The 25215-nt window shown below is 33.8% G+C and carries 26 protein-coding genes; 9 read left to right on the forward strand and 17 right to left on the reverse strand.

The genetic code is table 11. From position 1 onward, the window contains the following. Window positions 1–158: 158 nt before the first annotated feature. Window positions 159–608: an SsrA-binding protein gene (gene smpB / locus LUA91_RS11010; protein WP_231426093.1), complete on the forward strand. Its 450-nt coding sequence runs from the start codon at window positions 159–161 to the stop codon at window positions 606–608. Between the two features lie 67 nt (window positions 609–675). Here smpB and LUA91_RS11015 read toward each other — a convergent pair whose 3' ends face one another. Further along, a complete protein-coding gene (locus tag LUA91_RS11015; RefSeq protein ID WP_231426094.1) occupies window positions 676–1332 on the reverse strand; it encodes a protein-L-isoaspartate(D-aspartate) O-methyltransferase in 657 nt (218 codons plus the stop codon). A gap of 189 nt (window positions 1333–1521) precedes the next feature. Here LUA91_RS11015 and LUA91_RS11020 point away from each other — a divergent pair, with 189 nt between their 5' ends. After that, a complete protein-coding gene (locus LUA91_RS11020) occupies window positions 1522–2202 on the forward strand; it encodes a hypothetical protein (RefSeq protein ID WP_231426095.1) in 681 nt (226 codons plus the stop codon). Here the strand turns inward: LUA91_RS11020 and priA are convergent. Continuing rightward, the gene (gene priA / locus LUA91_RS11025) at window positions 2199–4679 is read right to left on the reverse strand and encodes a primosomal protein N' (protein WP_231426096.1); all 2481 of its coding nucleotides are present in this window, start codon (window positions 4677–4679) and stop codon (window positions 2199–2201) included. The two genes, LUA91_RS11020 and priA, sit on opposite strands and share 4 nt — an antisense overlap. Then, window positions 4679–5065 (reverse strand): DUF423 domain-containing protein, encoded by a 387-nt coding sequence (locus tag LUA91_RS11030; RefSeq protein WP_231426097.1) that lies wholly within the window; start codon window positions 5063–5065, stop codon window positions 4679–4681. The genes priA and LUA91_RS11030 overlap by 1 nt, the downstream gene beginning before the upstream one ends. A gap of 88 nt (window positions 5066–5153) precedes the next feature. Here LUA91_RS11030 and LUA91_RS11035 point away from each other — a divergent pair, with 88 nt between their 5' ends. Further along, window positions 5154–6722, forward strand: a complete 1569-nt coding sequence (locus tag LUA91_RS11035; RefSeq protein WP_231426098.1) for a hypothetical protein — start codon at window positions 5154–5156, stop codon at window positions 6720–6722. 29 nt (window positions 6723–6751) lie between these two features. After that, the gene (locus LUA91_RS11040) at window positions 6752–8164 is read left to right on the forward strand and encodes a DUF5723 family protein (RefSeq protein ID WP_231426100.1); all 1413 of its coding nucleotides are present in this window, start codon (window positions 6752–6754) and stop codon (window positions 8162–8164) included. Between the two features lies 1 nt (window position 8165). On the opposite strand, the gene tsaB is transcribed toward LUA91_RS11040, so the two are convergent. From tsaB to LUA91_RS11075, 7 genes are all read right to left on the reverse strand, one after another. Next, the gene (gene tsaB / locus LUA91_RS11045; RefSeq protein WP_231426102.1) at window positions 8166–8852 is read right to left on the reverse strand and encodes a tRNA (adenosine(37)-N6)-threonylcarbamoyltransferase complex dimerization subunit type 1 TsaB; all 687 of its coding nucleotides are present in this window, start codon (window positions 8850–8852) and stop codon (window positions 8166–8168) included. 62 nt (window positions 8853–8914) lie between these two features. Next, window positions 8915–9145 carry a membrane protein insertion efficiency factor YidD gene (gene yidD / locus LUA91_RS11050; protein WP_231426103.1) on the reverse strand — a complete coding sequence of 77 codons (231 nt, stop codon included), beginning with the start codon at window positions 9143–9145 and terminating at the stop codon, window positions 8915–8917. Continuing rightward, window positions 9129–9527 (reverse strand): ribonuclease P protein component, encoded by a 399-nt coding sequence (locus tag LUA91_RS11055; protein WP_231426104.1) that lies wholly within the window; start codon window positions 9525–9527, stop codon window positions 9129–9131. The genes yidD and LUA91_RS11055 overlap by 17 nt, the downstream gene beginning before the upstream one ends. A gap of 67 nt (window positions 9528–9594) precedes the next feature. Beyond that, window positions 9595–9753: a 50S ribosomal protein L34 gene (gene rpmH / locus LUA91_RS11060; protein ID WP_010601723.1), complete on the reverse strand. Its 159-nt coding sequence runs from the start codon at window positions 9751–9753 to the stop codon at window positions 9595–9597. 406 nt (window positions 9754–10159) lie between these two features. Next, complete coding sequence (locus LUA91_RS11065; RefSeq protein WP_231426105.1) at window positions 10160–10894, reverse strand: LytTR family DNA-binding domain-containing protein; 735 nt, start codon at window positions 10892–10894, stop codon at window positions 10160–10162. After that, entirely contained in the window at window positions 10872–11933 is a 1062-nt protein-coding gene (locus LUA91_RS11070; RefSeq protein WP_231426106.1) for a sensor histidine kinase, read from the reverse strand. The genes LUA91_RS11065 and LUA91_RS11070 overlap by 23 nt, the downstream gene beginning before the upstream one ends. 69 nt (window positions 11934–12002) lie before the next feature. After that, window positions 12003–12764, reverse strand: coding sequence for a LiaF domain-containing protein (locus LUA91_RS11075; protein ID WP_231426107.1), 762 nt, complete (start codon window positions 12762–12764; stop codon window positions 12003–12005). A 128-nt stretch (window positions 12765–12892) separates the two neighbouring features. Here LUA91_RS11075 and LUA91_RS11080 point away from each other — a divergent pair, with 128 nt between their 5' ends. Continuing rightward, window positions 12893–13765, forward strand: a complete 873-nt coding sequence (locus LUA91_RS11080) for a ChaN family lipoprotein (protein ID WP_231426108.1) — start codon at window positions 12893–12895, stop codon at window positions 13763–13765. 40 nt (window positions 13766–13805) lie between these two features. Here the strand turns inward: LUA91_RS11080 and mscL are convergent, their stop codons facing one another. Further along, window positions 13806–14255 carry a large conductance mechanosensitive channel protein MscL gene (gene mscL / locus LUA91_RS11085; RefSeq protein ID WP_231426109.1) on the reverse strand — a complete coding sequence of 150 codons (450 nt, stop codon included), beginning with the start codon at window positions 14253–14255 and terminating at the stop codon, window positions 13806–13808. Between the two features lie 163 nt (window positions 14256–14418). Between mscL and rpoN the strand changes: the two genes are divergently transcribed. Next, a complete protein-coding gene (rpoN, locus tag LUA91_RS11090) occupies window positions 14419–15891 on the forward strand; it encodes an RNA polymerase factor sigma-54 (protein WP_231426110.1) in 1473 nt (490 codons plus the stop codon). Between the two features lie 52 nt (window positions 15892–15943). On the opposite strand, the gene LUA91_RS11095 is transcribed toward rpoN, so the two are convergent. Continuing rightward, a complete protein-coding gene (locus tag LUA91_RS11095; RefSeq protein WP_231426112.1) occupies window positions 15944–16954 on the reverse strand; it encodes a type IX secretion system membrane protein PorP/SprF in 1011 nt (336 codons plus the stop codon). 2 nt (window positions 16955–16956) lie between these two features. Next, window positions 16957–20448, reverse strand: coding sequence for a PKD domain-containing protein (locus LUA91_RS11100; RefSeq protein ID WP_231426113.1), 3492 nt, complete (start codon window positions 20446–20448; stop codon window positions 16957–16959). A 268-nt stretch (window positions 20449–20716) separates the two neighbouring features. Here LUA91_RS11100 and LUA91_RS11105 point away from each other — a divergent pair, with 268 nt between their 5' ends. Further along, window positions 20717–21127, forward strand: a complete 411-nt coding sequence (locus LUA91_RS11105) for a hypothetical protein (RefSeq protein ID WP_231426114.1) — start codon at window positions 20717–20719, stop codon at window positions 21125–21127. A gap of 11 nt (window positions 21128–21138) precedes the next feature. Here LUA91_RS11105 and LUA91_RS11110 read toward each other — a convergent pair whose 3' ends face one another. From LUA91_RS11110 to LUA91_RS11120, 3 genes are all read right to left on the reverse strand, one after another. Then, window positions 21139–21336, reverse strand: a complete 198-nt coding sequence (locus LUA91_RS11110; RefSeq protein WP_231426115.1) for a hypothetical protein — start codon at window positions 21334–21336, stop codon at window positions 21139–21141. A gap of 91 nt (window positions 21337–21427) precedes the next feature. Beyond that, window positions 21428–21568 (reverse strand): twin-arginine translocase TatA/TatE family subunit, encoded by a 141-nt coding sequence (locus LUA91_RS11115; RefSeq protein WP_231426116.1) that lies wholly within the window; start codon window positions 21566–21568, stop codon window positions 21428–21430. A 64-nt stretch (window positions 21569–21632) separates the two neighbouring features. Then, window positions 21633–22487 carry an HD domain-containing protein gene (locus LUA91_RS11120; protein WP_231426118.1) on the reverse strand — a complete coding sequence of 285 codons (855 nt, stop codon included), beginning with the start codon at window positions 22485–22487 and terminating at the stop codon, window positions 21633–21635. Between the two features lie 215 nt (window positions 22488–22702). Here LUA91_RS11120 and LUA91_RS11125 point away from each other — a divergent pair, with 215 nt between their 5' ends. Both LUA91_RS11125 and LUA91_RS11130 read left to right on the forward strand, forming a co-directional pair. Next, entirely contained in the window at window positions 22703–23356 is a 654-nt protein-coding gene (locus LUA91_RS11125; RefSeq protein WP_231426120.1) for a TetR/AcrR family transcriptional regulator, read from the forward strand. Between the two features lie 5 nt (window positions 23357–23361). Continuing rightward, on the forward strand, window positions 23362–24666 hold the full coding sequence (locus tag LUA91_RS11130) for an AarF/ABC1/UbiB kinase family protein (RefSeq protein WP_231426122.1): 1305 nt from the start codon (window positions 23362–23364) through the stop codon (window positions 24664–24666). Here LUA91_RS11130 and LUA91_RS11135 read toward each other — a convergent pair whose 3' ends face one another. Next, window positions 24667–25023, reverse strand: a complete 357-nt coding sequence (locus tag LUA91_RS11135) for a two-component system response regulator (protein ID WP_231426124.1) — start codon at window positions 25021–25023, stop codon at window positions 24667–24669. Window positions 25024–25215: the final 192 nt, after the last annotated feature.

Raw genomic sequence — 25215 nt, forward strand, 5'->3', positions numbered from 1 at the left:
TTACAAACAGATGAACATAGAAAAGTGTTGGTATTACCCGACAGCGAAATAAATAAAAACAAAATATAACATCAAATTTTAAGATATTTGCAACCCGGCATTTTGCCGATCATTTTAAATACTGCAGACAGGAGTCTACAAATAATAATAATCAAATTTTGAAAAACGATATCAATATAAAAAACAAAAGAGCATATTTTGACTATAATTTGCTTGATAAATATGTAGCAGGAATAGCCCTTTTGGGAACAGAAATTAAAGCCATTAGACAAGGTAAAGCCAATATGACGGATGCTTTCTGCATGTTTATTGGCGGCATTTTGTATGTAAGAAACCTTCATGTTTCTGAATACAGCCACAGTTCTTTTTATCATCACGATATTAAAAGAGATAGAGCTTTGCTACTTCAAAAAAAAGAAATCAGGAAGCTAAAACTAAAAGGTGAAGAGAAAGGCTATACCATTGTACCATTAAGAATTTTCATTAACGAAAGAGGCTTTGCGAAAATGGAAATCGCATTGGCTCAAGGGAAAAAAGAGTTTGATAAACGCGATAGCATTAAAGATCGTGATACAAAGCGTGAAATGGACAGGGCTTTGAAAAGATAACTCAATAGCAATATTCACTTAGACAACAACGATCAAATTTCGAACTTAAATTGTAGAAATGCTAATATTACCAGGCTTGATCGCCAACTAATGGCACAAACCTAAAAGTATCTAAAACAATTTTTTCATAATCTGTATCGCTAACACGGATAACCGTAACCATTTTTTGGGTTTTCTCATCGCCTACAGGGATAACCAAAATACCACCAATTTTTAGTTGTTTCAATAAAATTTCTGGAACCAATGGCGCACCGGCTGTTACAATAATTTTATCGTACGGTGCATGTTTTGCAATGCCTTTTGAACCATCTCCACAATAAAACGTTGGTCTGTAACCCATACCAGGTAACACTTGAATGGTTCTATTATAGATATTCTCCTGCCTTTCTATTGTAAAAACATTTGCACCAAGCTCCATTAAAATACAAGTTTGGTAGCCAGATCCTGTTCCAATTTCTAAAACTTTATCACCTTTTTTTATGTGAAGTAATTCACTTTGATAAGCAACGGTGTAAGGTTGTGAAATGGTCTGTCCATCTCCAATGGGAAAGGCAATATCTTTGTAAGATTGATTCCAGAAAGTCTCATCAAAAAAGAAATGGCGTGGAACTTTGCCTATTGCTTCTAGAACATTTCTATCTTCAATTCCGCGAGATTTTAGTAATTCAACCAACTTCTTTCTCGCACCACGTTCTCGGTAATTATCAACAAATTTATAGGCCATGAAGTCTCAAAATTAGCTTTTTTAAAATGGTGATACAAGATAAAGAAATCAACATTGATATAACTCACAGTAAATCAAAACTAAAACATTAAGCTAGTGAAAAGTAGAAAAAGAACTATAAATTGAGTATTGAGGAATTATTTCTACTTTTATGATCAATTACTAAAAAAACGATTTCCATCTTCATATATGAAAAAAATATTACTTAGTTTTTTTATTTCGTTTGTTACGCTAACTAGTGTAGCTCAAACAGGAGCTGATTACAACTATTCGATTGCGGTTAGGGCTTTCAGCTTAATGCAATTACCAAAAATTCTAAACCAGACAAATACTCAAGACTATACAAAAATGGGTGGAAATGGCGCCGTTCTAAAATTTAACGATAATCAAATTAGTTATAGAATTAGCGGAAATTATTTCAGAAGTACAGATGTACGGTTCCAGAATACTTGTGAAACCTGTGAAATAGGTAAGGGAAAAGTTACTGATTACTCTTTTAAAATTGGTTTCGAGAAAAACTTCAATTACTCAAGAATACAACCTTATTTCGCTTTTGATTTAGGTTATCGCTCCAATAAATTCACAGGCACATTAACCCCTACAAACCCAAGTGTGGGCACAATGAATCAATCTGCTGACGCTACTAAAAATGGGCTTGTTATGACCCCTTCAATAGGTTTCAAAATAAATATTATTCCCAATCTCTCCATTTTTGCAGAAAGCAGTTTAGACTTTAATTATTTTTATGAGAAGCAAGATTTAACACCTACAAATGTTGCCGATAGAACTGTAAATACTTACAATAAATGGGAGTTTTTATTAAATCCGGTATCTGCTGGAATTCAATTTAATTTCAACAGCAAGAATTAATAAGGATCTACGTCAATCTGTGTATAAACGCCTTTAAAATCTTTAGTTGCATTAAACTGCGTTAAAGTTTCGCGAAGTGCATCTTTAACTTTTTGGATGGCAGTGTGTTTATCTGCTTTTATTATAACCTGTTTGATGTATAAATTACGTACACGGCTAATCATTGGCTGCTCCGGACCTAATACACGTTTACCAAATTTAACTTTAAGAATATTTGCTAATGTAAGTGCCGCGTGATCCAAAACATGGGAATCTTTATGCTTAATGTAGAGGAATATCATACGTGAAAATGGCGGATAAAGGAACTTTTCTCTTTCAGCTATTTCATCATTATACATTCCTTCGTAATCGTTATTAACCACTTGTTTTATAATACGATTATCAGCATCGTAAGTTTGGATACAAACGTTTCCTTGATCAGCTCGTCTCCCAGCCCTACCTGCAACCTGTGCAAGTAATTGAAAACTGCGTTCGTAAGCCCTAAAATCTGGATAACCTAAAAGTGTATCTGCATTGATTACGCCAATTAAATTCAAGTTATCGAAATCTAAACCTTTGGCAACCATTTGGGTTCCGATCAAAATATCTGTTTTTTTCTCCTGAAAATCATTTAAAATCTTTTGCAAGCCATTCTTTGTTCGGGTACTATCCATATCCAAACGGGCAATGGTAATATCTGGATACAACAACTTTAACTCTTCCTCTATCCTTTCCGTTCCAAACCCTTTTTGCTCTACATGTACTGAACCGCAGGCAGGGCAAATATTAACACTGCTTTGCTGGTAACCACAATAGTGACAGTGAAGTTTACCACTACTTTTATGATAGGTTAAACTCACATCGCAGTTAACGCATTTTGGAGTATAACCACAAGTGGCACAAATTAAAATAGTTGCATAACCTCTACGATTTTGAAATAGGACAATTTGCTCCTTTTTTGATAAGGCCAAATCAATATCCTTAATTAAAACGCTCGAGAAGTATGAAACCATGGTTTTTCTCTTAGTTTCTTCAGCTATACTCACCACTTGCTGGTTAGGCAATTGTACCCCACCAAAACGCTCTTTCATTTCTACCAACCCATATTTCCCTTGCAAAGCATTATAATAACTCTCTAATGATGGAGTTGCAGATCCTAAAATTACTTTGGCCTGGTGTAAATGTGCGAGGTAAATTGATGCATCCCTAGCCTGATATCTTGGAGCAGGGTCATATTGTTTGTAAGAAGGTTCATGTTCCTCATCTACAACAATTAATTTTAAATGTTGGAATGGGAGAAATACAGCTGATCGAGCGCCAAGAATTACTTTATAAGCACCTGTTCTTACTTTATTCCAAATTTCTACTCTTTCACTGTTATTAAATTTCGAATGGTATACACCAATTGCATTTCCAAAATAACGTTTAATGCGTTCTACAATTTGAGTTGTTAAAGCAATTTCTGGCAATAAAAAGAGTACTTGCCCATCCGTATTCTGTATAATCTCTTCAATTAATTTAATATAAACCTGTGTTTTACCTGAAGCTGTAACGCCGTGTAGTAAAACAACATCCTTCTCCTCGAACGATTGCCTGATTTGATTTAAAGCCTTTTCTTGCCCTTCATTTAATTGAAAGTTTACACTAAATTCTTCATCGTGGTTGGCCAATCTACTTATCGGTCTTTTCATCATGATGAAAATCTCTTTATCGGTGAGTGCTTTTAATGCACCAGCACCACAATTACTTTCTTCTAAAAGCTGCTCCTTTGATATCGGAAGATTTAATTTTTGTAATTTGAGATAAGCAAGAAGCGCATCTAGTTGTTTAGGCGCTCTTTCTAAAACATTGAAAAGTTGCTTTAAATTTTCTTGGTCAGTATAGAAATCATTTAGCAGCACAAACGATTTTAAAAGTGGCTTATACTTTTGAACTACTTCTTCCGCAACCAGAATTAACTCTTTTTCAAGCAGGTGATTGATAATCGGATAAATGGTTTTTTGCCCCAGAAGTTTTGAAACATCATTTACTGTTAACTTTTCTTGTTTTTTTAAAGCTGTAATAATGATCTCTTCTTTTTCTGTAAGTTCAATTTCATTGGTAAAATCATTGCGAAGAATAAGTATTGTTTCGCTGGCTAGCTTTAAGCTGGCTGGAAGTGCTGCCGACATTACATCGCCTTCATTGCACATGTAATAATTGGTCATCCATACCCAAAACTTTAATTGTGTTGGCGTAACAACGGGTTCACTATCAATAATATCAATAATGTATTTCGCCTCATAAACTCCGGGAGGGTTTTGAGAAATGGCACTGATTAAAGCCGTATAGATTTTATGCTTACCAAATTGAACAACAACTCTTTTACCAATAGCAACCTGATCATTTAAATCAAAAGGCACTCGATAGGTGTAATTAATGGCCAGCGACAAAGGCAAAATAACTTCAACAAAAAGTGTTTCTCTCTCTGCAAAAATATCGTTTTCGAAGTTATTCATTATTTATCCTTAAATGCTGCAAAGAACAACATGATCCAGCCCAATACAAATAACAAACCTCCAATTGGAGTTAATGGACCAATTATATTAATGAAATCAAGTTTTAAAATACTTTTTGTAGCCAACAAATACAATGATCCAGAAAATAGAACAATTCCAAAAGTAAAGCAGAAATATGCGATGTTAATTAACTTGTTCCTGTATCTAGCAAAGGTGGAAAGATATAAAAGTGCAAAAGTGTGATAAAATTGATATTCTACCCCTTTCTGCCAAATTTCTAATGATGGCTTATCTATCACCGCTTTTAATCCATGAGCGCCGAAAGCGCCGAGCAAAACAGCAACCACACCAAAGAAAGAAGCAGTAAGTATAATTCGTTTATTCATAGTTATTGCTTGAAGCAAATGCTAAATTAATAAAATGACATAGAACTTCGCTGTAATCAATGTAATAAATTAAATTTGTTGCACGCACATGAAAAAGATTATCATTTTAGCCATTGCATTATTTTTGGGTATTGCAGGTATGGCGTATCTGTATTTCTCAAAATTAGGTAATGAGAAAAACGCAAAAGATTTAGCACTACAATCTGCAACAAACAATGCTGCAATAGTATTCTCATTTCAAAACGACAAAGGGTTTTATGAAATTATTTCAGCACAAAACCTGATTCAGCAAGTATTGGGTGAAGAAAAAACGATATTGTTAACCCAACTAAAGGACATTGTTATCAATGATAATATGCTTAACAAGTATATCAAAGATCAAAACATTTATATCAGTGTTCTTCCAGATTCGAACAAAACACTTAATTTTTTAATTACTGTTCAGCTTAATGCTGAAGAAGATTTGAACAAATTCAATCAAGTAATTAAATTGAACAAGAATATTGCAACTGTAAAAAACGATTTGTATAACGTAAAACTCAATGATAGTACTTCAGCTTATGCGAATATCAAAGATCGTGTAATTACCTTATCAACATCGTTAAAATTAATTAATGATGCAGCTGTTCGCTTAGCTGAAAATCCTTTCACTAATTACATAAAAGAGAATAATACTGTAAGCAAAAGTGCCTTGGCACAGGTTTATATCAATTTCAATCAAGTCCCCCTACTGTTAAAAAATATATTGGCTGGAAATATCAATGGCAATATTGAGGTTTTGAATAAGCAAAATGGATTCGCTTCGTTAGCCTATAATTTTAGTAAAGAACGGATTCTTTTCAATGGAAACACCATGCTAAAGAGCGATGAGAATTATCTGAAATTATTTGAAACGAGTGTTGCACAGGCTACCAATATTCAAAATATTTTCCCTGATCAAACGGCCAACTACGTAATTTACGCATTTGATGATTACAAAACATGGTTTAAAGCATTTAATGAACTACAAACTAAAATAAATCAGTTTAGTCAAGCTGAACGAACCATTAGTACAATCAAAAATGATTTTCGAACTGATTTAAATTCCATTTTTCCTGTTTATACTAAAAACCAATTTGCAACATTTCAATTAAATACAAATGAAAAACTAGGCGCAATACAACTTACTAATGGAGAAAAAGTGAAACAATTATTATTCGACGTAAGTACAGATTATAGTGATGAGATTAAAGTTTTCAAATCTTCCAATATTTTAAGTGTTTATTTTGGAGATGCATTTAAAAATTTCAGTAAACCATTCTATGTCATTATCGATAATTATTTAATTGTGGCTAACAATGCCAGCACTGTAGCATCTTTTTTAAATAGCTATAAAAACAATAAATTAATGATCCAAAATCCTGTATATCTCGATGCCATGAATCAAATTTCTACTACATCGAATATTAGTTATTATGTAAACCTTCAAAAATCTAAAGATATTTTAAGAGATAATATTTCATCCAAACACTATAAACATCTTCGTGCAGATAGCGGTTTGAAAACATTCGATACGTTTTGCTACCAGATGATTGCTGACAAGAATAAATTCATTACTAATGTGCTCTTTAACAAATATGTACAACAATCAATACCAGACTCACTAAGTATCCGTTAATAAGAAACCAAGCCAGAAAACTATAATACATGAAGAAACTCTTACTTGCCCTACTAGTGATTGCTAGTTTTAAAATTGCCAATGCCCAACAATATGCACTCTTCGGCACCAAAACTATGTTTGATGCCTTTGAAAACACATCTCAAAAATCGTTTACATTAGATTCATCGCGTAAGTTCTCTTCAAATTTTTTCCTGCCGTATTTTGGCATTAATGCCGCAAATACTGGCGAAGCAAGTAATGTAATCAGGAAACTTACTCAAACGGGTTATCTTGATACTGAAGGTTTGCCCATTTTAAATGGAGACGTAAATCATTTTTACCAAAACAGCAATATTTACGTTGCTACATTTAGGTTGTTTCATTCCTACAAATACCAGAAAGAAATTGGCTTAGCTTGGCAAATAAGATCTGATGCACAAATTGATTATACCAATGAAACCCTTGCTATTTTTGATTCACCAAACAGATTCCCTAGCAATACACTATTACCAGATGTTTTCAATTCTTCGGGTTATCAACAATCTTATCATCAATTCAGCTTAACTTACCGAGAAAATTATAACAAGCGATTAGCATTTGGAGTAAAAGCAAGTTTGTTGAGTGGCATTTTGTATAATAAAATTGATATTGCCGATTCTTACTTTTATTCAAATCCTGAATCGAATACAATAGAACTCGGATTAGCAGCCAATTACAGAAGCAACTTTACAGAAGGAAGAGAATTAAGAAAGAAAACATTATTGCCATTTAAAAACCCAGGCTTATCAATGAGCTTTGGAACCAATTATACTTCAAAAAAGGGTTTAATGTTGATGGCGAACATTAAGGATTTGGGCTTTATTTGGTGGAGGAAAAATACACAGGAAACGATTGTAAATACTTCGAATATTACCATTAACACATTTGCAAATCGAAATGATATAAATAACGATATAACTAATATATTTACTGGCGAACAGGAAAACAAAAAATTTCTTGCCCCAACTAATGCGAAGGCTGATATATATGTATCAAAAGTATATGGCTTTTATAAACCATCATTAATTGTATCTAAAAACCTGTTTTACAAAGGCGGAGATGTTGCTTTCGTCAATAGCTTTAATTATAAAAATTTATCTGGTAGTGTAACACCACTTTATAACTTTAATAACATTTTCATGGTCGGTTTGCAAGGAAAATATCAAACACCAAACTTCGAAATTTTCTTAGGAACTGACAATTTAATTTCTACTGCATATACCACAAAAGGAATAATTTCCAATAATGGAAGCACCGGATCTTCTACAAATGGAATAGGCGCTTCGGTGTATATGGGTATAGGAATTAAGTTCGGAAATGTTGTGAATCATCCACAATTTAGCGATATTATGCCTGGAATAAATGATAATGAAGGCGGAAGTTTCTTTAAAAATCTATTCTCTATTTTTAAAAAGAAGTAATTTAAACTTTCTTCTTTGGTTGAGTGACAACAAAATCCTTTAAATAAAAGGGTTCAAAATAAGCAACATCTTCAAAGGTTTTTGCGTTAAAAGCGGCATCTGCTAATACAGACATATATTTGGCTGAATTGAAATTTGACGCACTAAATTTAGCGTTTTCCTGATTGAGAGTTTCGGCGCATTTCGCTGCTCCATCTCCTAGAAAGGTAACTGTATTAGAAGACAAGAAATCGCTATAACTCGATTCGTCAATTATTTTAGCGGAGGTAGATTCTTTTACCTTTAATGAGATATCAAACACTGAGGTATAAACCTCCATCCTTCTGGCATCAATCATAGGGCAAATCAATCCTGAATAATGAGGATTTTCAATAATAAAACCTGCAGCCATCATTTTCAATGTTTCTATTGAAATTAATGGTTTATCCAATGCATAACATAAACCTTTGGCAGTAGAAACCCCAATTCTTAATCCGGTGTAAGATCCTGGACCTTTACTTACCGCAATAGCATCCAAATCTTGATAAACTAAACCAGCTGATTTAATAGCTTCATCAATGAAAAGCGTAAGGTTACTAGCATGTAAATTTTGACCAATTTCTTCTTTAATGGAAACAGTTTTGCCATCAACTGATAGTGCGACTGAGCAAACCTGTGTAGCAGTTTCTATTTGAAGTAATGTAGCCATTGTGCAAAGATATTAAAAATGTAAGAGGGAAAATGGATTATGGTAGATAGACCACTGCGGTTTTAAGGAACCGGATCATGGCCGTGTGCTCCCCAGGGATGGCAACGACCAATACGTTTTAGCGTCAGCCAACCTCCTTTAAAAGGGCCATGTTTCCTTATGGCTTCGATTCCATATTGAGAACAAGTTGGCGTAAACCTACAATTTGAGCCAAGCATTGGCGAAATGGCGTATTGATAAATTCTTATCAAACCTAAAAAGAGCCATCCAAATATTTTATTGATGAACTTCATTCGGCTCAGTTAAAGTTTTAAAACGCTTAAAGGCAGCAACTAATTTTTTTTGAATGAAAGTAAATTCATATTTATCTTTTCCTACAAACTGAATGGAAAAAAGCAATAAACCCTTATCACCTGGAAGTTGGCTGTAAAATTCTTCTTGTTTATTTAAGCGGTAAGCTTCGCGAATGCGACGTTTAAGCAGATTGCGGTCTACTGCCCGTTTATACCTCTTCTTTGGAACATTGATAACTACTTGTGCTTGAACGGCGGTAGGTTCATCAATAAAGATATAGGAGATGCGAAAAGGATATAATAAAAAAGAAGAACCGTTTTTAAACAGCAGATCTAAATGTTTTCTGCTGCATAACCGTTCTTCTTTCTTGAATGTGTACATCTGTTTTTGATTGATAATTGCAGATATTGATCTGCCGATTCCGAGCGTTCGGAAAAGCAATCAAAAATTATGCTTTATGCTTGCGTTCGTCAGAAACTGTTAATCTTTTTCTTCCTTTAGCACGACGTGATGCTAATACTCGTCTGCCGTTAGCTGTTGCCATTCTTTCGCGGAAGCCGTGTTTGTTTCTTCTCTTTCTTTGCGAAGGTTGGTATGTTCTTTTCATGACTGTATATTATCTTATTATAATTTCAAAATTAAGAGGTGCAAATATAAAGCGATTTCTCTACAAATGCAAGTCTGTTTGGTATTTATTTTTTATTTGAAAAGTTTTAAGCGAACTCCTTAAGAACAAATGTAGTAATTCTTTTTAAAATTCTATCCAACACTCACCTTAGGTACAAAAACGCCAGCATGTGGATACGGTTAATTAAATTATTTACGCTTTTACTATAATGAAACAACTGGTCACAAAACGAAAATAGAAGTATAAACCTTCCAAAATAAACCTGGTTGTAGCGAAATCCTTTTTGAAATAATGAATGTAAATACCACACGGCCTATCACAAAAAGATTTAAAGCGGAAAACAGGGCTAACGATAATTTTAGCTGTGTAATCGCTTTTCAAAAAATTATAAACCTAAAGAAGCTTTCAATTTCACATACCCAGTTTTACTCACCGGCAACCAAATATCTGATTTAAGTAGCACCACGTAACTATCTTTTTCTTTTAATTCGATTTTTGTAACCTGAGCCAAATTTATGATGTAAGAGCGATGGATTCGGATAAATTGGCTTGAATCTAACGTTTGTTCAAAATAAGCCATTGTTTTATTTTTATAAAATGCGCCATCAGCTGTGCTTAATTTTACATAATCATCATCTGCCTCCAGGTAGTTGATATCTCCGGTAGGAATAATTTTTATCACGCCGTCCTTCTTTACCACTACCCTATTGTTTTGGGCCGGACTTAATGCCGCAGCATCCAAAACAGCTTCGGTATTTTCACTTTGGTTTAGTCTCGAAGGCAGTTTTTTTATGGCAGCATCAAAACGGGCTTTATCAATTGGTTTAAGCAAATAATCAACTGCATTTACTTCAAAGGCTTTTATGGCATATTCATCAAAGGCGGTGGTAAATATCACAGCAGGTTTATCTTCTACCAATTCCAACATTTCAAAGCCGCTAATTTTTGGCATTTGGATATCAAGAAATATTAAATCAGGTTTATGTAATGTTATCGCTTTTAATCCCTCAAAACCATCGCAACATTCGGTAACAACTTCTATTTCAGGATGATCTGTAAGATAAAATTTAACAATATCTCTAGCTAAAGGTTCATCATCAATTAGTATCGTTCTGATCATTTGTTTGTGGGATTTTTAGGGTGGTAATATATAAATTATTTGCTTCAATTTCTGTTTGCAACAAGTGCGGATTAGCAAATAACAAATATAATCGTCGTTTAATTGCAGTTAAGCCAAATCCGGTTCCACCAGCAGCTTTCATTTCAGGGTCGAACGGATTTTGCACACGCAATTCCAAAATATCTCGGTCAACTGTTACATCAACTTTTATGGTAATTCCTGCCGAAGTGTTGTATAGACCAAATTTGATGGCATTTTCTACAATCGGCTGCAGCAATGTTCCAGGCAAACAAAGATTTAAAGTATCTTCGGCAACATTCACTTCTATATTTAAACGATGGCTGAATCGTACTTTCTCAATATCAAGATATAACTGAATGTACTCCATTTCTTCTTCAACAGAGACCCATAATTCATCATCACGCTTTAAAGTTCCGCGTAGAAACGAAGCCAGTTTCGTAATCATTACACCAGCTTCTTTCGGGTTCACCATGGTTAAAGCAAAAACTGAATTTAAACTATTAAATAAAAAATGTGGTTGAAGCTGATGTCTTAATTTATTCAGTTCTGCTTCTTTGGCCAAGCTTTTTGCTGCTGATAATCTTTCATGCGTTTCTGATTGTTCTTCTAAACGATACCACAGGATATTAGCCAACGCACACCAACCTAAGCACATAAAGGAGATTAATCCTCTAAAAGCAAATGAAAAATTATAGAAATCCAAGTATTCTTTAAAATCGGCAAATATGTAGAGTATTGCATATTTTGCAGCATAAACAATTACAAAAGTAAGCGCCAATGTAATAATCAATACATATAAAATTCTTTCATTTTTGGGTTGATAATAACCCAACATATTACTAATGCCAACACAAGCCATAACCAGCAGGAAATTACTGATAAAGCTATCGGCAACAGAAATTAACCAAGAAAAATTTACAACATAATGTAAGCCAACAGTACATAAAATGAACCAGGCAATGGCAATTGCCAATGAGGTTTTTTGTATTCGGGGTATGGATAGCGGTCTAGTAGTCAAGGGGAGATTTGATTAGTTAAAGTTTAGATAAGATGATATGGCGAGTTATTCATCCGCCATATTTTAGATTTAGAAGCTTTTGATTTCAATGCCTCCAAATAGGACTGTACCATCCAAAATCAATGTTTTTTGCATTTGATCGATAGGAAGCATGTGCCCTCTTTTATCTTCTACGCTCCCGAATATGGCAGTTACATTCGATTTTATGGCCCAATTGGGTGGAACAATTAATTTGATACCACCAAATACGGCAGTAACATCCAGCGATACAGATTCGTTAAAGTCTGCCTGCGTCATAATGATATCCGCACCACCAAAAACGGTTGTAATATCTCCACCCTTAAAATTTTTCGAGTAAACAGTTTGATTTGAGCCACCAAAAACAGCAGTTATCTCGATTATGTCGTTAGAATTCGCATTTTTATCTGCAGCTTTAAAATCTATCGCATCAGTCTCTCCTGCACCAAACTCACTTTTAAAACTATCTTTAAATGTTCTTTTATCCTTTGGTTTCAATATTAAAAATCCACCAATAATCACCAATCCAAATCCGAGGGCATATTTTGATATGTCAAAATCAAAACCCATATCATCTACGGTTTGGTAAACACCAAATAGAATAAGTATTAACCACCCAACGCCCTTAAAATTACGTCGTACCCCAATAAATACACCTAATGCAATTAGAAATGTCCAAAAGCTAAATACCCAGTGCGGTATATTTAATCCAATATTATCTAAGAGAAATGCAAGGCCGATAATTATTATGACTAAACCACTTAAAATTCTTCCTGAACTTTTAGCTGGTTTATTTTCGTTTATATTTTCCATTCTTAAATTATTATATCCAAAAGTATTCATTCCAGGCTAATTCATTTATACCATCGGTATCAAAATGAGCGTAAAGGCGGTAAGCTGCATCATTTCGTCGGCGAAAATTATTTTCCTATTTTGAGCGCATGAAATATTTACTCGTTATCATATTTGCTGGGTTATCTTTAAAAGTATTTGCACAAAATATAACATCACATTACAAGGTTTATGATGTGAAAAAGCAAAAAACAATATCTATTGATGAAATCATCACCGAAATGAAACTTGCTGATGTTGTATTTTTTGGAGAAGAGCATAATGATTCTATTGGACATATTTTAGAAGCCAGCATTTTCACAAAGCTTAACGAAAAATTTCCAAATCAAATCGCATTAAGCATGGAAATGTTCCATACCGATGTACAGCCTATTGTTAATGAATATTTATCTGATTTAATTTCTGAAAAGAATTTTGTTAAAGAAGCAAGAGCTTGGCCTAATTATAAAGACTATAAACCATTAGTGGAATATGCAAAACAGAATAAATTACCTGTCATTTCAGCAAATGCAGCAACACGTTATAGTAATGCAGTTACGAAGGGTGGTTTAGATATTTTGAAATCTTTTCCAAAATCAGCTCAGGATATTCTGCCGCCAACACCAATTGACACCGCGACAGGAAGATACCTCGAAAAATTCAGCGACTTATTAGGAGGCCATAGTATGGGTGGAATGAAAGTTTACCAAACACAAAATTTTTGGGATGCAACAATGGCCTGGTCTATTGTAAAATTTATGAAAGCGAACAAAGGCAAAAAGATACTTCAATTAAATGGTCGTTTTCATAGCGACGAAAAGCTAGGTACGATTGCCAAACTTCATCAGTATGATCAAAAATTAAAAATACTGAATATTTCAGCCTTCAGTAGCGAAGATTTTGACCAGCCAGATTGGGAGAAATATAAAATCCTAGGCGATTATATTATTATTACTGATCCGAAAATTAAAAGAAGTTTTTAAACAAAAAAGACCTGCTAAATATTAGCAGGTCTTTTTTTATTTATGCTTTTGCTTTTAGCAAATCTCTGATTTCTGTTAATAAAACTTCTTCTTTTGGCGGAGCTGCTGGCGCAACTACTGCCGCCGCTTCTTCTTTCTTTTTCATTTTATTAATGGCTTTAACCATCATAAAAACAACCAATGCCAATAATATAAAATTGATGGCTACAGTGATAAAGTTACCATAAGCAAATATTGCTGCATCCGGAGCAGCCTTTTTCGCATCAGCAAGTGATGCACCTTGTGGAATTAATTCAGCGCCTTTACCCATTGCAAAATAAATGCTGCTGAAATCTGGCTTACCTACCATAGCAGCAACCACCGGCATAATTAAATCATCAATTACTGAAGTAACAATTTTACCGAAAGCACCGCCAATAATTACCCCTACGGCTAAATCGAAGGCATTTCCCTTTATGGCAAATTCCTTAAATTCTTTTACAATACTCATAAGTTTTTGTTTAGTTTATTTAATTTGTAAAAGTAACAAACATTATACACAATACAAATGTTTAGCAAACAATTTAAAAACCGAACAATCAAATTCATTTAGATTAATTCCAAAGAATATCTGAAATGATTTGTTTATTTTTGCTCCAATTCTTATCAACAATATGCTAAAGCAACATTTACAACAAAAATTATTACAAAAGTTATCACCTCAACAAATTCAGTTTATAAAGTTGTTGCAGGTGCCAACAGTTGCTTTAGATACCCGTGTTAAAGAAGAATTAGAAGATAATCCTGCTTTAGAAGATCCGAGTTTAATGACCCAGGATGAACCAAAAAGCGAATACGATGATCTAAATGACAGTCCTGATGATTTTGACGGTCCTTCAGAAGACAATAGTATGGATGAGTTTAATGTAGATGATTACCTACAGGATGACAATACCAATGATTACAGCACAAATTACAATAATGGAGATGATGATGAAGAGAAAAAGGAAACTCCAATTGCCATTGAAAGTACTTTTTTCGAAAGCTTGCAAGAGCAACTAGATCTTATTCCTTTATCAGATCAGGATTTTATTGTTGGAAAGCAAATTATTGGCAGCTTGGATGATGACGGATATTTACGTCGCCCGCTAGGTTCAATGATTGATGATTTAGCATTTTCTCAAAATGTAATGGTTGAAGAAGAAGATGTATTGGAAATGTTAAAACTGATACAAAGTTTTGATCCTCCAGGCATTGGCGCCAGAGATTTAAAAGAGTGTCTGCTTATTCAACTGAAAAGGAAAGATCCAAATAATCCGATTATAGTTAAGGCAATGAATGTTGTAGAAAACTATTTGGATGAGTTTACCAGAAAACATTACGATAAACTAGAAAAAAGTTTAGGCCTGGATAGCGAAGAATTAAAAGAAGTTGTAAATGAAATTTTACGCTTAAATCCGAAGCCCGGAGATGCAAATCAGGTTACAACTAAACAAATGCAAATCATTCCTGATTTTCATATCAGCAATAATGATGGCGTTTTAATTTTAACATTAAACTCAAAAAATGCTCCTGAATTAAAGGTAAGCCGCTCCTATCAGGAAATGTTCGAGCATTATGATAAAGCTTCATCAAAAGATAAAAAACTAAAAGAAGCCGTTCAATTTGTGAAGCAAAAATTAGATTCAGCGAAATGGTTTATTGATGCGATTAAACAAAGGCAACAAACTTTGCTTAAAACCATGAATGCAATTATGCATTATCAATATGAATATTTTTTAACTGCTGATGAGCGTAAAATGCGCCCAATGATTTTGAAAGATATTGCTGATAAAATTGATATGGATATTTCAACTGTATCTCGTGTAGCCAATTCTAAATATGTTCAAACTGAATTTGGAACTTTTTTATTAAAATCTTTCTTTTCTGAAGCCATCCAAACCGAAAATGGAGAAGAGGTTTCAAATAAAGAAGTAAAAAAAATATTGGAAGACTGTATTGGGAATGAAGATAAACGCAAGCCTTTAGCAGATGAAAAATTGACCGATATTTTAAAAGAAAGAGGTTATAATATTGCCCGTAGAACCGTAGCTAAATACAGGGAACAAATGAATATTCCTGTGGCACGATTAAGGAAAGAGCTTTAGTCTTTGGTTTGATATTTTTATCTACACTTTTAAAAAATTAGCAAATAATCAACTACCACATTCTGATATAAGAAGGCACTTTATAAATATTGTTCAATAATAAACCCAAAACAATTTCATGACTGCCATTGCTTACCTGATTCAAATCTGATGTTGTAAAATCATAAGAATAAGTCAGGTTGACCATTTTACCAATGTTAAAACCAGCCATTGCAGAAAAAGAATCATCTTTGCGGTAACTTCCACCAAGCCAAACCTTATCTTTAAAAGCTAACTTCATATTCAAATCTATAGAAGCAGGTGCTGGCTGAACATATTTTACCATTACCGAAGGTATAGCAGCAATATCATCATCAACAAAAAATTTGTAACCTGCTGTAGCAAAAAAATGCGGAACCGCTTTGCCCTGATTGTAGGCATCATCTCCCGAAAAGCTAAGTTTCTGTGCCAATATTTGTTGTGCAGATATGCCCGCAAACATTCTGGCTCCATACAACCATAGACCAACACTCAAATCTGGTCGTAATTGATTGGTTAAAGCCCTGTTCAGCGATGGTTCATAAGGATTTTCAAATGTCAATGCATTTATATCGAGCGAAATGCTTGATAAACCTGCTGCAACTCCCGCTGATAAATTAAAATTGTTGCTCAACTGTAAATGATAAGCATAAGTTACATTAGCATCCAATCTTTTTATTGGTCCGGTTTTATCTAAAACTGCAGTAACACCCATACCATGATGCGGAGGTGACGAAGTATAGTTCTGCATATAGTTTCTATCCATCGGATTGCCTGTTTGCTCCGCAAAAGAAGTTAAGGCATTACTCCATAATTGATTATCGCCAAGCGCCCAATGCGCTGAAACAAATGAGGTTTGCGGAGCATCATTAATTCCAGCCCATTGCTTTCTGTAACCTGCTTTGAAATCAATATAATTTTCTATTCCAGAAAGTGCCGGATTGAGCAAATATTGGTTAAAAATATATTGTGTGTATTGGGGCTTTTGTTGCGAAAAAGCTTTTGCAGAAATAAGTAAAGCAAATAGTAGGATGTACTTTTTCAATTTTATCTAATTATTGTGAGCGGTCCGGTTACATTTTTTCTTCCATTTCTTGGGTTTATAATGTAATAATAAACACCAACGGGAAGTTGTTCATTTTGATAAGTCCCATCAAAAGGGTTTTTATATCCAGCACTAAAAAATATTCGGCTGCCATTGCGATTGAAAATTTCAACTGTTGCATTTGGATAACTTTCCAAATAGGTAATATTCCACACATCATTTACACCATCGCCGTTAGGTGTAAAACTACTTGGTGGATTAACGGCCTGCAAAACCCTAACAGATACTTTAGTTGTCGCTCTACATTGATCAGGATTTGTAGTAACTGTTAAAGTATATTCAGTATCCATTTCTGGCGACGCAATTGGATTCAGGATTTTATTATTATTTAAACCAGTAGCAGGCAACCATTCATACTTAAGTCCTTCGCCCGTTGCTTGGGCAGGAATTTGTATTTCCCCTCCTGCTAAGATATAAATAATTGAGCCCCCATCAACTGTTGGCGATTTATTTACAAAAATTGATTTCGTGATGGATGAATTGCATTTATTATCCGCTGTAAAGGTATACGTAATGTTATGTGCACCAACACCAGCCAATTTCGGGTTAAATGTTCCATCTTCCATCATCCCCTTTCCATCGCTCGTGTAAATCCCTGAACCTGGAACACCTGAAGTTTCATGAAATTGATTGATGATAACGTTTCCATCATTCTCACACACCGGCAAAATTTCATCGACAACTAATGTTGGCGATGCATTTAAAGTAATGGTTTTAACAACGAAATCGGAACATTGACCGCCAGAATAGGCCACCACTTTAATTTGATAATCTTTAGTTGCTGGTAAACCAAAAGTTTCATAAGTTAAATCTATCTGCTCAGGTATAGGATAAGTAAAAGTTTCGAAGATTTCTGGTTGGTTATCAAAATCTTTATAAACATCAATTTTGGTAACTTTACCAAAGTCAACAATAGACGTATTTTTAATTGATAAAATGTTATTGCTGCAATAGGTATTGCTTGCCAGTGGTTCAAAATTAGCTTTAGGAACAGAACCGTTCACTGTAAATTTTTGTTTTATTACGTCAGTACATCCATTTACATTGGTAATTGTGAGTGCCACATCATAAGTATCAGCAACGGTATAAGTATGTGACCCATCTTTGGCATTCGATGTATTTTTGGCCAAATCAGCAGTTGATAAATACTTATCTCCAAAATCCCACATATAGGATAAGCCATCAGCCGTTCCATCTACATTTACCGCAGTATTTGTAAAGTTAGCAACTGCATCTCTTAAACAAATATCCGGCATAGTAAAATCCGCTTTTGGCAATTCTGTAACATTAATTTCCCATTTCTTTACCTCGCTTGTGCAATCATTAGCCGAAGTTGTAGTTAATGAAATGGTGTATTTTCCAGTTGCAGTATATTTATGTTTTGGATTTTGATCAGTTGAAATAGCTGTTCCATCACCAAAATTCCATGTCCAGCTTTTAATGGTATTTGTGGAAACCTCATTACTTATGGTAGATAGATCCTGAATTGTAAATTCAGTATTTGTACAAGTTTCAGCAGGTGCCTTAAAAGCTGATATTGGTAATGGATAAATCTCAATTTCTTTCTCAACAGGTCCTGAATAACAACCTGTTCCAGACTTCACCGTTAACAAAACTTTATATTTGCCTTCCTTTAAAAATGTATGCTTTGGATTTTGTTCAGTTGAGGTTTTTCCATCCTTAAAATCCCAAAGCCAATTAGTAATTGAAAAATCTGGTGTTTTAGAATCGCTTTTATCTGTAAATTGAACTTCGGTGTTAGCGCAACTAGTTAATTTAGCATCGAAGGCTGTTACAGGCAAATCATATATATTAAAAACATAATTTGTGGTCACATCTCCAGTGGTACAATTATTCGCATTTGCGGGTATATGCGCAACAACCTCCAAATGGTATTCACCAATTTGAGTGTAAGTTTTACTAACTGGGTAACGATATACATAAATGATTTGTCCGTTTACGGTTTTCTTTTCCGGAACTGGGTTCAATACAGTTTCGGGTGCTCCACCCTCTAAAGTCCAGGTAATTCGATCTGGTTCATAAGGTAAATTCACTTTAAAATCTACAGTTTGCCCAATACAACCATTCGGACTTTCTTCATTTCTGGTTTCATCAACAACAGTTAAGTAATTGTTTGATGATAAGTTAGTTCCTGCAGAGTAAGAATATGATTCGGCATTACCAAAACCGTAAGCAATTGCATTAAACCCATCATCAGCTGTTAAGGTTAAACTGCTCGCAGTAACAGGAATTTGGGCGTAAGAATAGGTTGAATTACCTGTTAATGTATTCCAGGAGGTAGTTGGAACAACTCCATTAATTTTAAAGGTATTTATTTTATTTGTTCTAATGAGGATATTGAGATATTTATCTACTATCGCTTCCAAATTGGATGAAAAAACGGTAACTGTCTTTATACTAAATTCAACTGGATTCAGTATTACCATCTCAGGATCGCCAATGATGGGGCCACCAGAAGCCGATGAACAATTTTGAGTAAGCGAATATTGAGCAACACTTATTAACTTATCAGCAGATATGAAAGTAGATTGTGTTAATATTCCACTTTCGTGAAACTGTCCTTTATTTAAGGTAATAGAAACGCCATTTAAAGTGAAATTTGTATTGTCTTCCTGAGCAAGGATTCTCAAAATGTATCGTCGATCTTTAAATGGAACAATACCATAATTTCGTCCCCAGCTAACTGTTGGATATAATTGTTGATACAATGGATCTTGAGAGCCGGTGCAACCACCAATCATAATTACTGATGCACCAGAAAAAGCAGCAAATCTTTTGCATGAAGATTTTGTTTTATCTGTTTCAACATAAACACCTGTTAAATCACCAGTACCAGCCATATACTCATAAACATCACCTGCTTTTGCTAAAGTGACCGGCAGCGTACCACCACCTTTTTCATGAATAATCACACTCGTGTTATCTTCTGCTGCAACAATAGCCAAATAATTCTTTCCTTCTACAGATTGTGTATAATTCATCGAATAATAGGTTTGGCCTAAGGTTTCGAATGGAAGTATTAATGAGGCTGCAGACCTTGCCCTGCCATATATATGCGTGTATGCGGAAACTTTAGGCAAACCATCAGTTACTTTAATACGTATTGCCCTATTTGTTAAATTTGTATTTGATTCTGAATCATTAATATATGCCGATATCCGAGGCACATCAAATTGTATAGCCTGATTTGCCGGTATGGCTTTTGTTAATGACCATGTGCCACAACTTACTGTTACTTCAGTGTTAAATTTCGACGTTACAAAAACTGCAATGTTTGCTAAGCTATTTTGACTAGGTACATGAGTTGGAAATACGGCCCAAAAATCAGTGCCTTCATTGGAAACACTTTGAGCATGGATGCGCATTGAAACCAATAAAAATATTAGTAAAGCTAATAATCCAGCTCGCTTCATCGATATTAGCTAATTAAGAAAAATAGTTCATTTGGTAATAGAATAGAGACGCAATATACTATTTAATGTATAGAAGAAAAATAGCGATTTTAAAAATTAACACTTTTTAAGGATAAACAAATTCTCTTTCGTGTAATAAAACACTAAGGTTGATGTAAAAAAATATATTTTTCAAAAATGATGATAGTTATTGCGCCACAAATAGATGCGTAATCCCCTATACGCACAGTTTCCATCCCACAATTATTATTTAAATTACTGTAAAAAGATGGAAAAGTTTATCAACTCCTACCACTATTTAATTAAGAAAATATATCCTGCCCGTGTAAATGATGGTATAGATATGGAACTCTACAAGGAGGTTGAAAAAGCGCATTATAAACTGGAACATGCTTCGAAAAAGGATGAATCTTTATTTTTGAATTATAGAAATACATTCTTCTTTTTCAAAAAACATATTAATAATGCAATAAAAGATGGTTTTGGACTGATCAGAAATCAGCTCGATGATTCAGACAAGTCTCAATTGGAAGCAACGATCCAAAAGCTGGATGGCTCGTTGTATGATATTAATGAGCTTGAAGTAATTGTTTCTTACAGTAACTTAATTTTCTCTTCTTATAATTTAGACACACCCTTAAACGATGAAAATCTCAGGAAATCAAGTAAAAGCGCTTAAATAATATAAATTCAGTTGTCGGTTTCGCCTTTACTATCAAGCTTTTCAGAGTAGTTTTTGGCCTTGTCATCCGCAACGGTATCATTATGATCTTCTGGCTCAAGATTCTCATCTAATCTATCGTTCCAATTATCAATGCCTTGTATAGGAATTTCCTGATTCACTTCAGATTTGAGCTTTTTCGATTTTGATTGTTCAGGACTTTCCATTTCTTTTAATTTTAAAGGATAACATAAAACTAAACCGAAAGTTTCGAACAGGTATTTGATATTAATTAAATGTTAAAGATGTATTTCAAAACTATTTATTTATTGGATCATCTTTAGCCTTCTTGAATTCTTTTATACTGCTGCCCAAACCCCTCATTAATTCTGGCAGCTTTTTACCACCGAAAATCAATATCACTACTACACCTATCAAAATAATTTCTATAACCGACATATAATTAATATTTAATACAATATACGGTAAATTGACCTATAATGTTTAAGCTGATAAAATTTAATTAAACTAGCAATGCTTTTAAAGTTCTTGATTTTATTTTAGGCAAATCTCCGTGGCGAATATATTCTGCCAAACCGCGAAGTTGTTTTATTGATTTTATGGCTTCGTAACCCGCATAAGTAGTTCTGATTTTATTAAGTAATAAGGTATCCGTTTTAAACATGTCACTTTCTTTTAATAATCCTTTATTAAGAAAACTTTTAATTAATTCGGCCATTTTACCGTTGGCATATAAGTGAAGCGGGAGTTTAAAAACCTCATTATTTAACCTTTCGAAAACTTCATTTATCCAGGTTGCCTGCACATCATCGTTAACAGCAATTTTGCCCTCGTTCAATACAACAGCATTAAGGAATTCGCGGGCTCTTTGACGAGAAACAATTCCACCGTGAACGCCATCCCGTAAAGTATAATCTAACCTATCGGCACAAAGGGATGGCATTGGTTGTTCTAAAATATCAAAATTGCCATAGAAGATTTGATTTACATTATAGCCATAGCTCAGCAATACATCAGGGATTTCAGATTTATAAATTACTTCAGCAAAAACCTTCTCGTGATAATCTTCATCCAAATGTTCGAAAACATAATCGCCAACATGAGAAAACGCGGTATGCGAAACATCATGTAACAAACCGGCAATTTGTTCCAATTCCGATCCACCCAAAGATTTAATTAACATGGTTACGCCTATTGCATGTTCTAATCTGGAATGGCAAATATCTGGATTCACTAAAAAAATAGCCCCACTTTGATGAATTCCAGCTAAGCGCTTTAATGCTTCTGTATTTAAAAGATCAGCAAATATTTGCGGAAATTCCATTTTTCCATATAAAAAATCGTTTAGCTGAACCATAATATTACCTATTAAATGAATGACCAATATTACTAATATTTTTAGCTTTAAAGAAATTTTAATTTCCACAAAAGCGCAATATTTACTAAATTTAATAGTGTAAAAACCAACTTTCAATTATTTTGAAAGCTATTATTACAATTACATGATTAACATTTATTGTTGTAAGAAAACAAGCTTTATTATTAAACGTTATCATTGTAAAAAGACATGATATGGCAACTGCTCAGCAAATAAGGACCGCATATATTGATTTTGTTTTAATCAACAATGAAAAACCTAAAACAGTTTATAGTTTTGCTAAAAAGTTAAAAATTTCAGAAGCAGAATTTTATCAGTTTTATTCATCTTTTGAAAGCATTGAAAAAACGATTTGGTTCGAACTTACTTTCGATACCATTAGTAAAATAAAGGAGCAGGATGTATGGCATCAATATACATCTCGCGAAAAAATGCTATCCTTTTTTTATAGCTATCTTGAAAATCTTAAAAGCGAACGCAGTTTTGTTATCTATAGTCTGAAAAATTATCAAGGTAAATTTTCTACGCCCAATGTATTAGCGGGTGTAAAACCAATTTTTGAAAATTTTGCTCAGGAAATTATTGATGAAGGTTTAGATAACGGTGAACTTGCCGAACGCAAATTTCTAAGTAAACGATACAAAGATGCTTTATGGATTCAATTTGCATTTATTGTTAATTTTTGGATTAACGATGATAGTGATGGTTTCGAAAAAAGTGATGAAGCCATTGAAAAAGGAATTAATGTGACATTTGATCTTTTTCAGCACTCGCCAATCGATAATTTAATTGATTATGGAAAGTTTTTATCACGTAATGGAAAATTTAAAGAAAAGATGGGATTTTAGAATTGATGAAAGCACAAGAGAGTATTCCAACCACTAAAGTAGAGCGATCGGCAAAATTTGTAAAAACAGGTTTTCAAATCGGCGGCAATTATATTAAACATTATTCGAAAAAACTGTTTAATCCAGATATGGATAGGGAACAGTTAAATGAAGATAATGCTACAGATATTTACAAATCGCTGAGTGAACTTAAAGGTAGTGCGCTAAAAATAGCACAGATGTTAAGCATGGATAAGAACATCATGCCTAAATCATACGTAGATAAGTTTACACAATCACAATATAATGCACCTCCCCTTTCAGGACCACTTATTGTAAAAACTTTTACAAAAAACTTTGGTAAAACACCTGATCAGATTTTTGATACATTCAATCTCAAATCCAGCAATGCAGCATCTATTGGTCAGGTACACCAAGCAACATTAAATGGAAAAAAGCTAGCTGTTAAAATCCAATATCCTGGGGTTGGAGATAGTATTTCTTCTGATCTTAAACTGGTTAAACCATTCGCGTTTCGTTTGCTAGGCATGTCAGAACGTGAGCTCAATATCTACATTAAAGAGGTTGAGGAACGTTTATTGGAAGAAACCGATTATGAATTGGAAGTTAAAAGATCCATTCAATTTTCGGAAGATTGTCAAAATTTAGATCACGTAGTTTTTCCTAAATATTATCCTGAATTATCAGGAAAAAGAATTATTACAATGGATTGGCTGGATGGTTTACATTTAAAAGAATTTTTAAAAACCAATCCATCGCAGGAATTAAGGAATAAAATCGGTCAGGCGTTGTGGGATTTTTACAATTATCAGCAACATGAATTAAGGGCCGTACATGCAGATCCGCATCCGGGAAATTTTATGATTACCCCGAATGAAGATTTAGGCGTAATAGATTTTGGATGCATTAAAGAATTACCAAATGATTTTTACTATCCGTTTTTCTCGTTAATTTCTACTGATGTAATTAATGATAAACAAAAAACTATTGATGCCTTTAGAAAGCTGGATATGATTCATAATGATGATACTGAAGAGCAGGTAGAATTCTATTATAAATCGTATCGGGAAATGATTAGTCTTTTTGCTAAACCTTATATTAATAAAATATTTGATTTCAGTAAGCCCGAATTCTTTGATCAGCTATATGTTTATGGCGAAAAAATTTCAAAGATGCCTGAATTTAAACAAGCCAGAGGTGTGAAACATTTCATTTACGTTAACCGAACCAATTTTGGATTGTATCAAATATTACACGAGCTTAAGGCAACTGTAAATACTGATACTTATGAGCCAACGCTTAATAGGTAATTAAGCATTTTTCTTCACTACCTCAACCATGTGATCAATATCAAATGGTTTTTCAATATAATCATCGGCTTTACACTCTTCTGCTGTTTGAGGTAAAGTGCTCGATGTTGATGTTAATACAGCTGAAACATCTTCTGTTTCAGGATCGGATTTTAATGCTTTGATTATTTCTGATCCCTTTACTTTCCCCTTGATATGATCGTCTACGATAATCAGATCAGGATCAATTTCCTCTAAATTTTTGATGGGTTCAGTTGTTAATGATGATGTAACATCAAAACCTTCCTCATCTAAAACTTGATCCATTATATCGAGAATATCTTTATTATCCTGAACAAGTACAACCTTTTTCTTCATAAACTAATTAGGAATATTACGGTATAAATATAGCAAAAAGAATAGTCGCAAAATAGACTATTTTTTTTACATGTTTGTTATGCCGCTCGTGTAGAATCTTTGTTATTAAGCCCGATTGCAGTGGAAAGCCCGCAGCGTAGCGAGGACTTGCAACGAAAAGCGGGTGTACAGACCGCCACATATTACAGAACA

The sequence above is a fragment of the Pedobacter sp. Leaf250 genome, assembly GCF_920984735.1.
Taxonomy (GTDB): domain Bacteria; phylum Bacteroidota; class Bacteroidia; order Sphingobacteriales; family Sphingobacteriaceae; genus Pedobacter.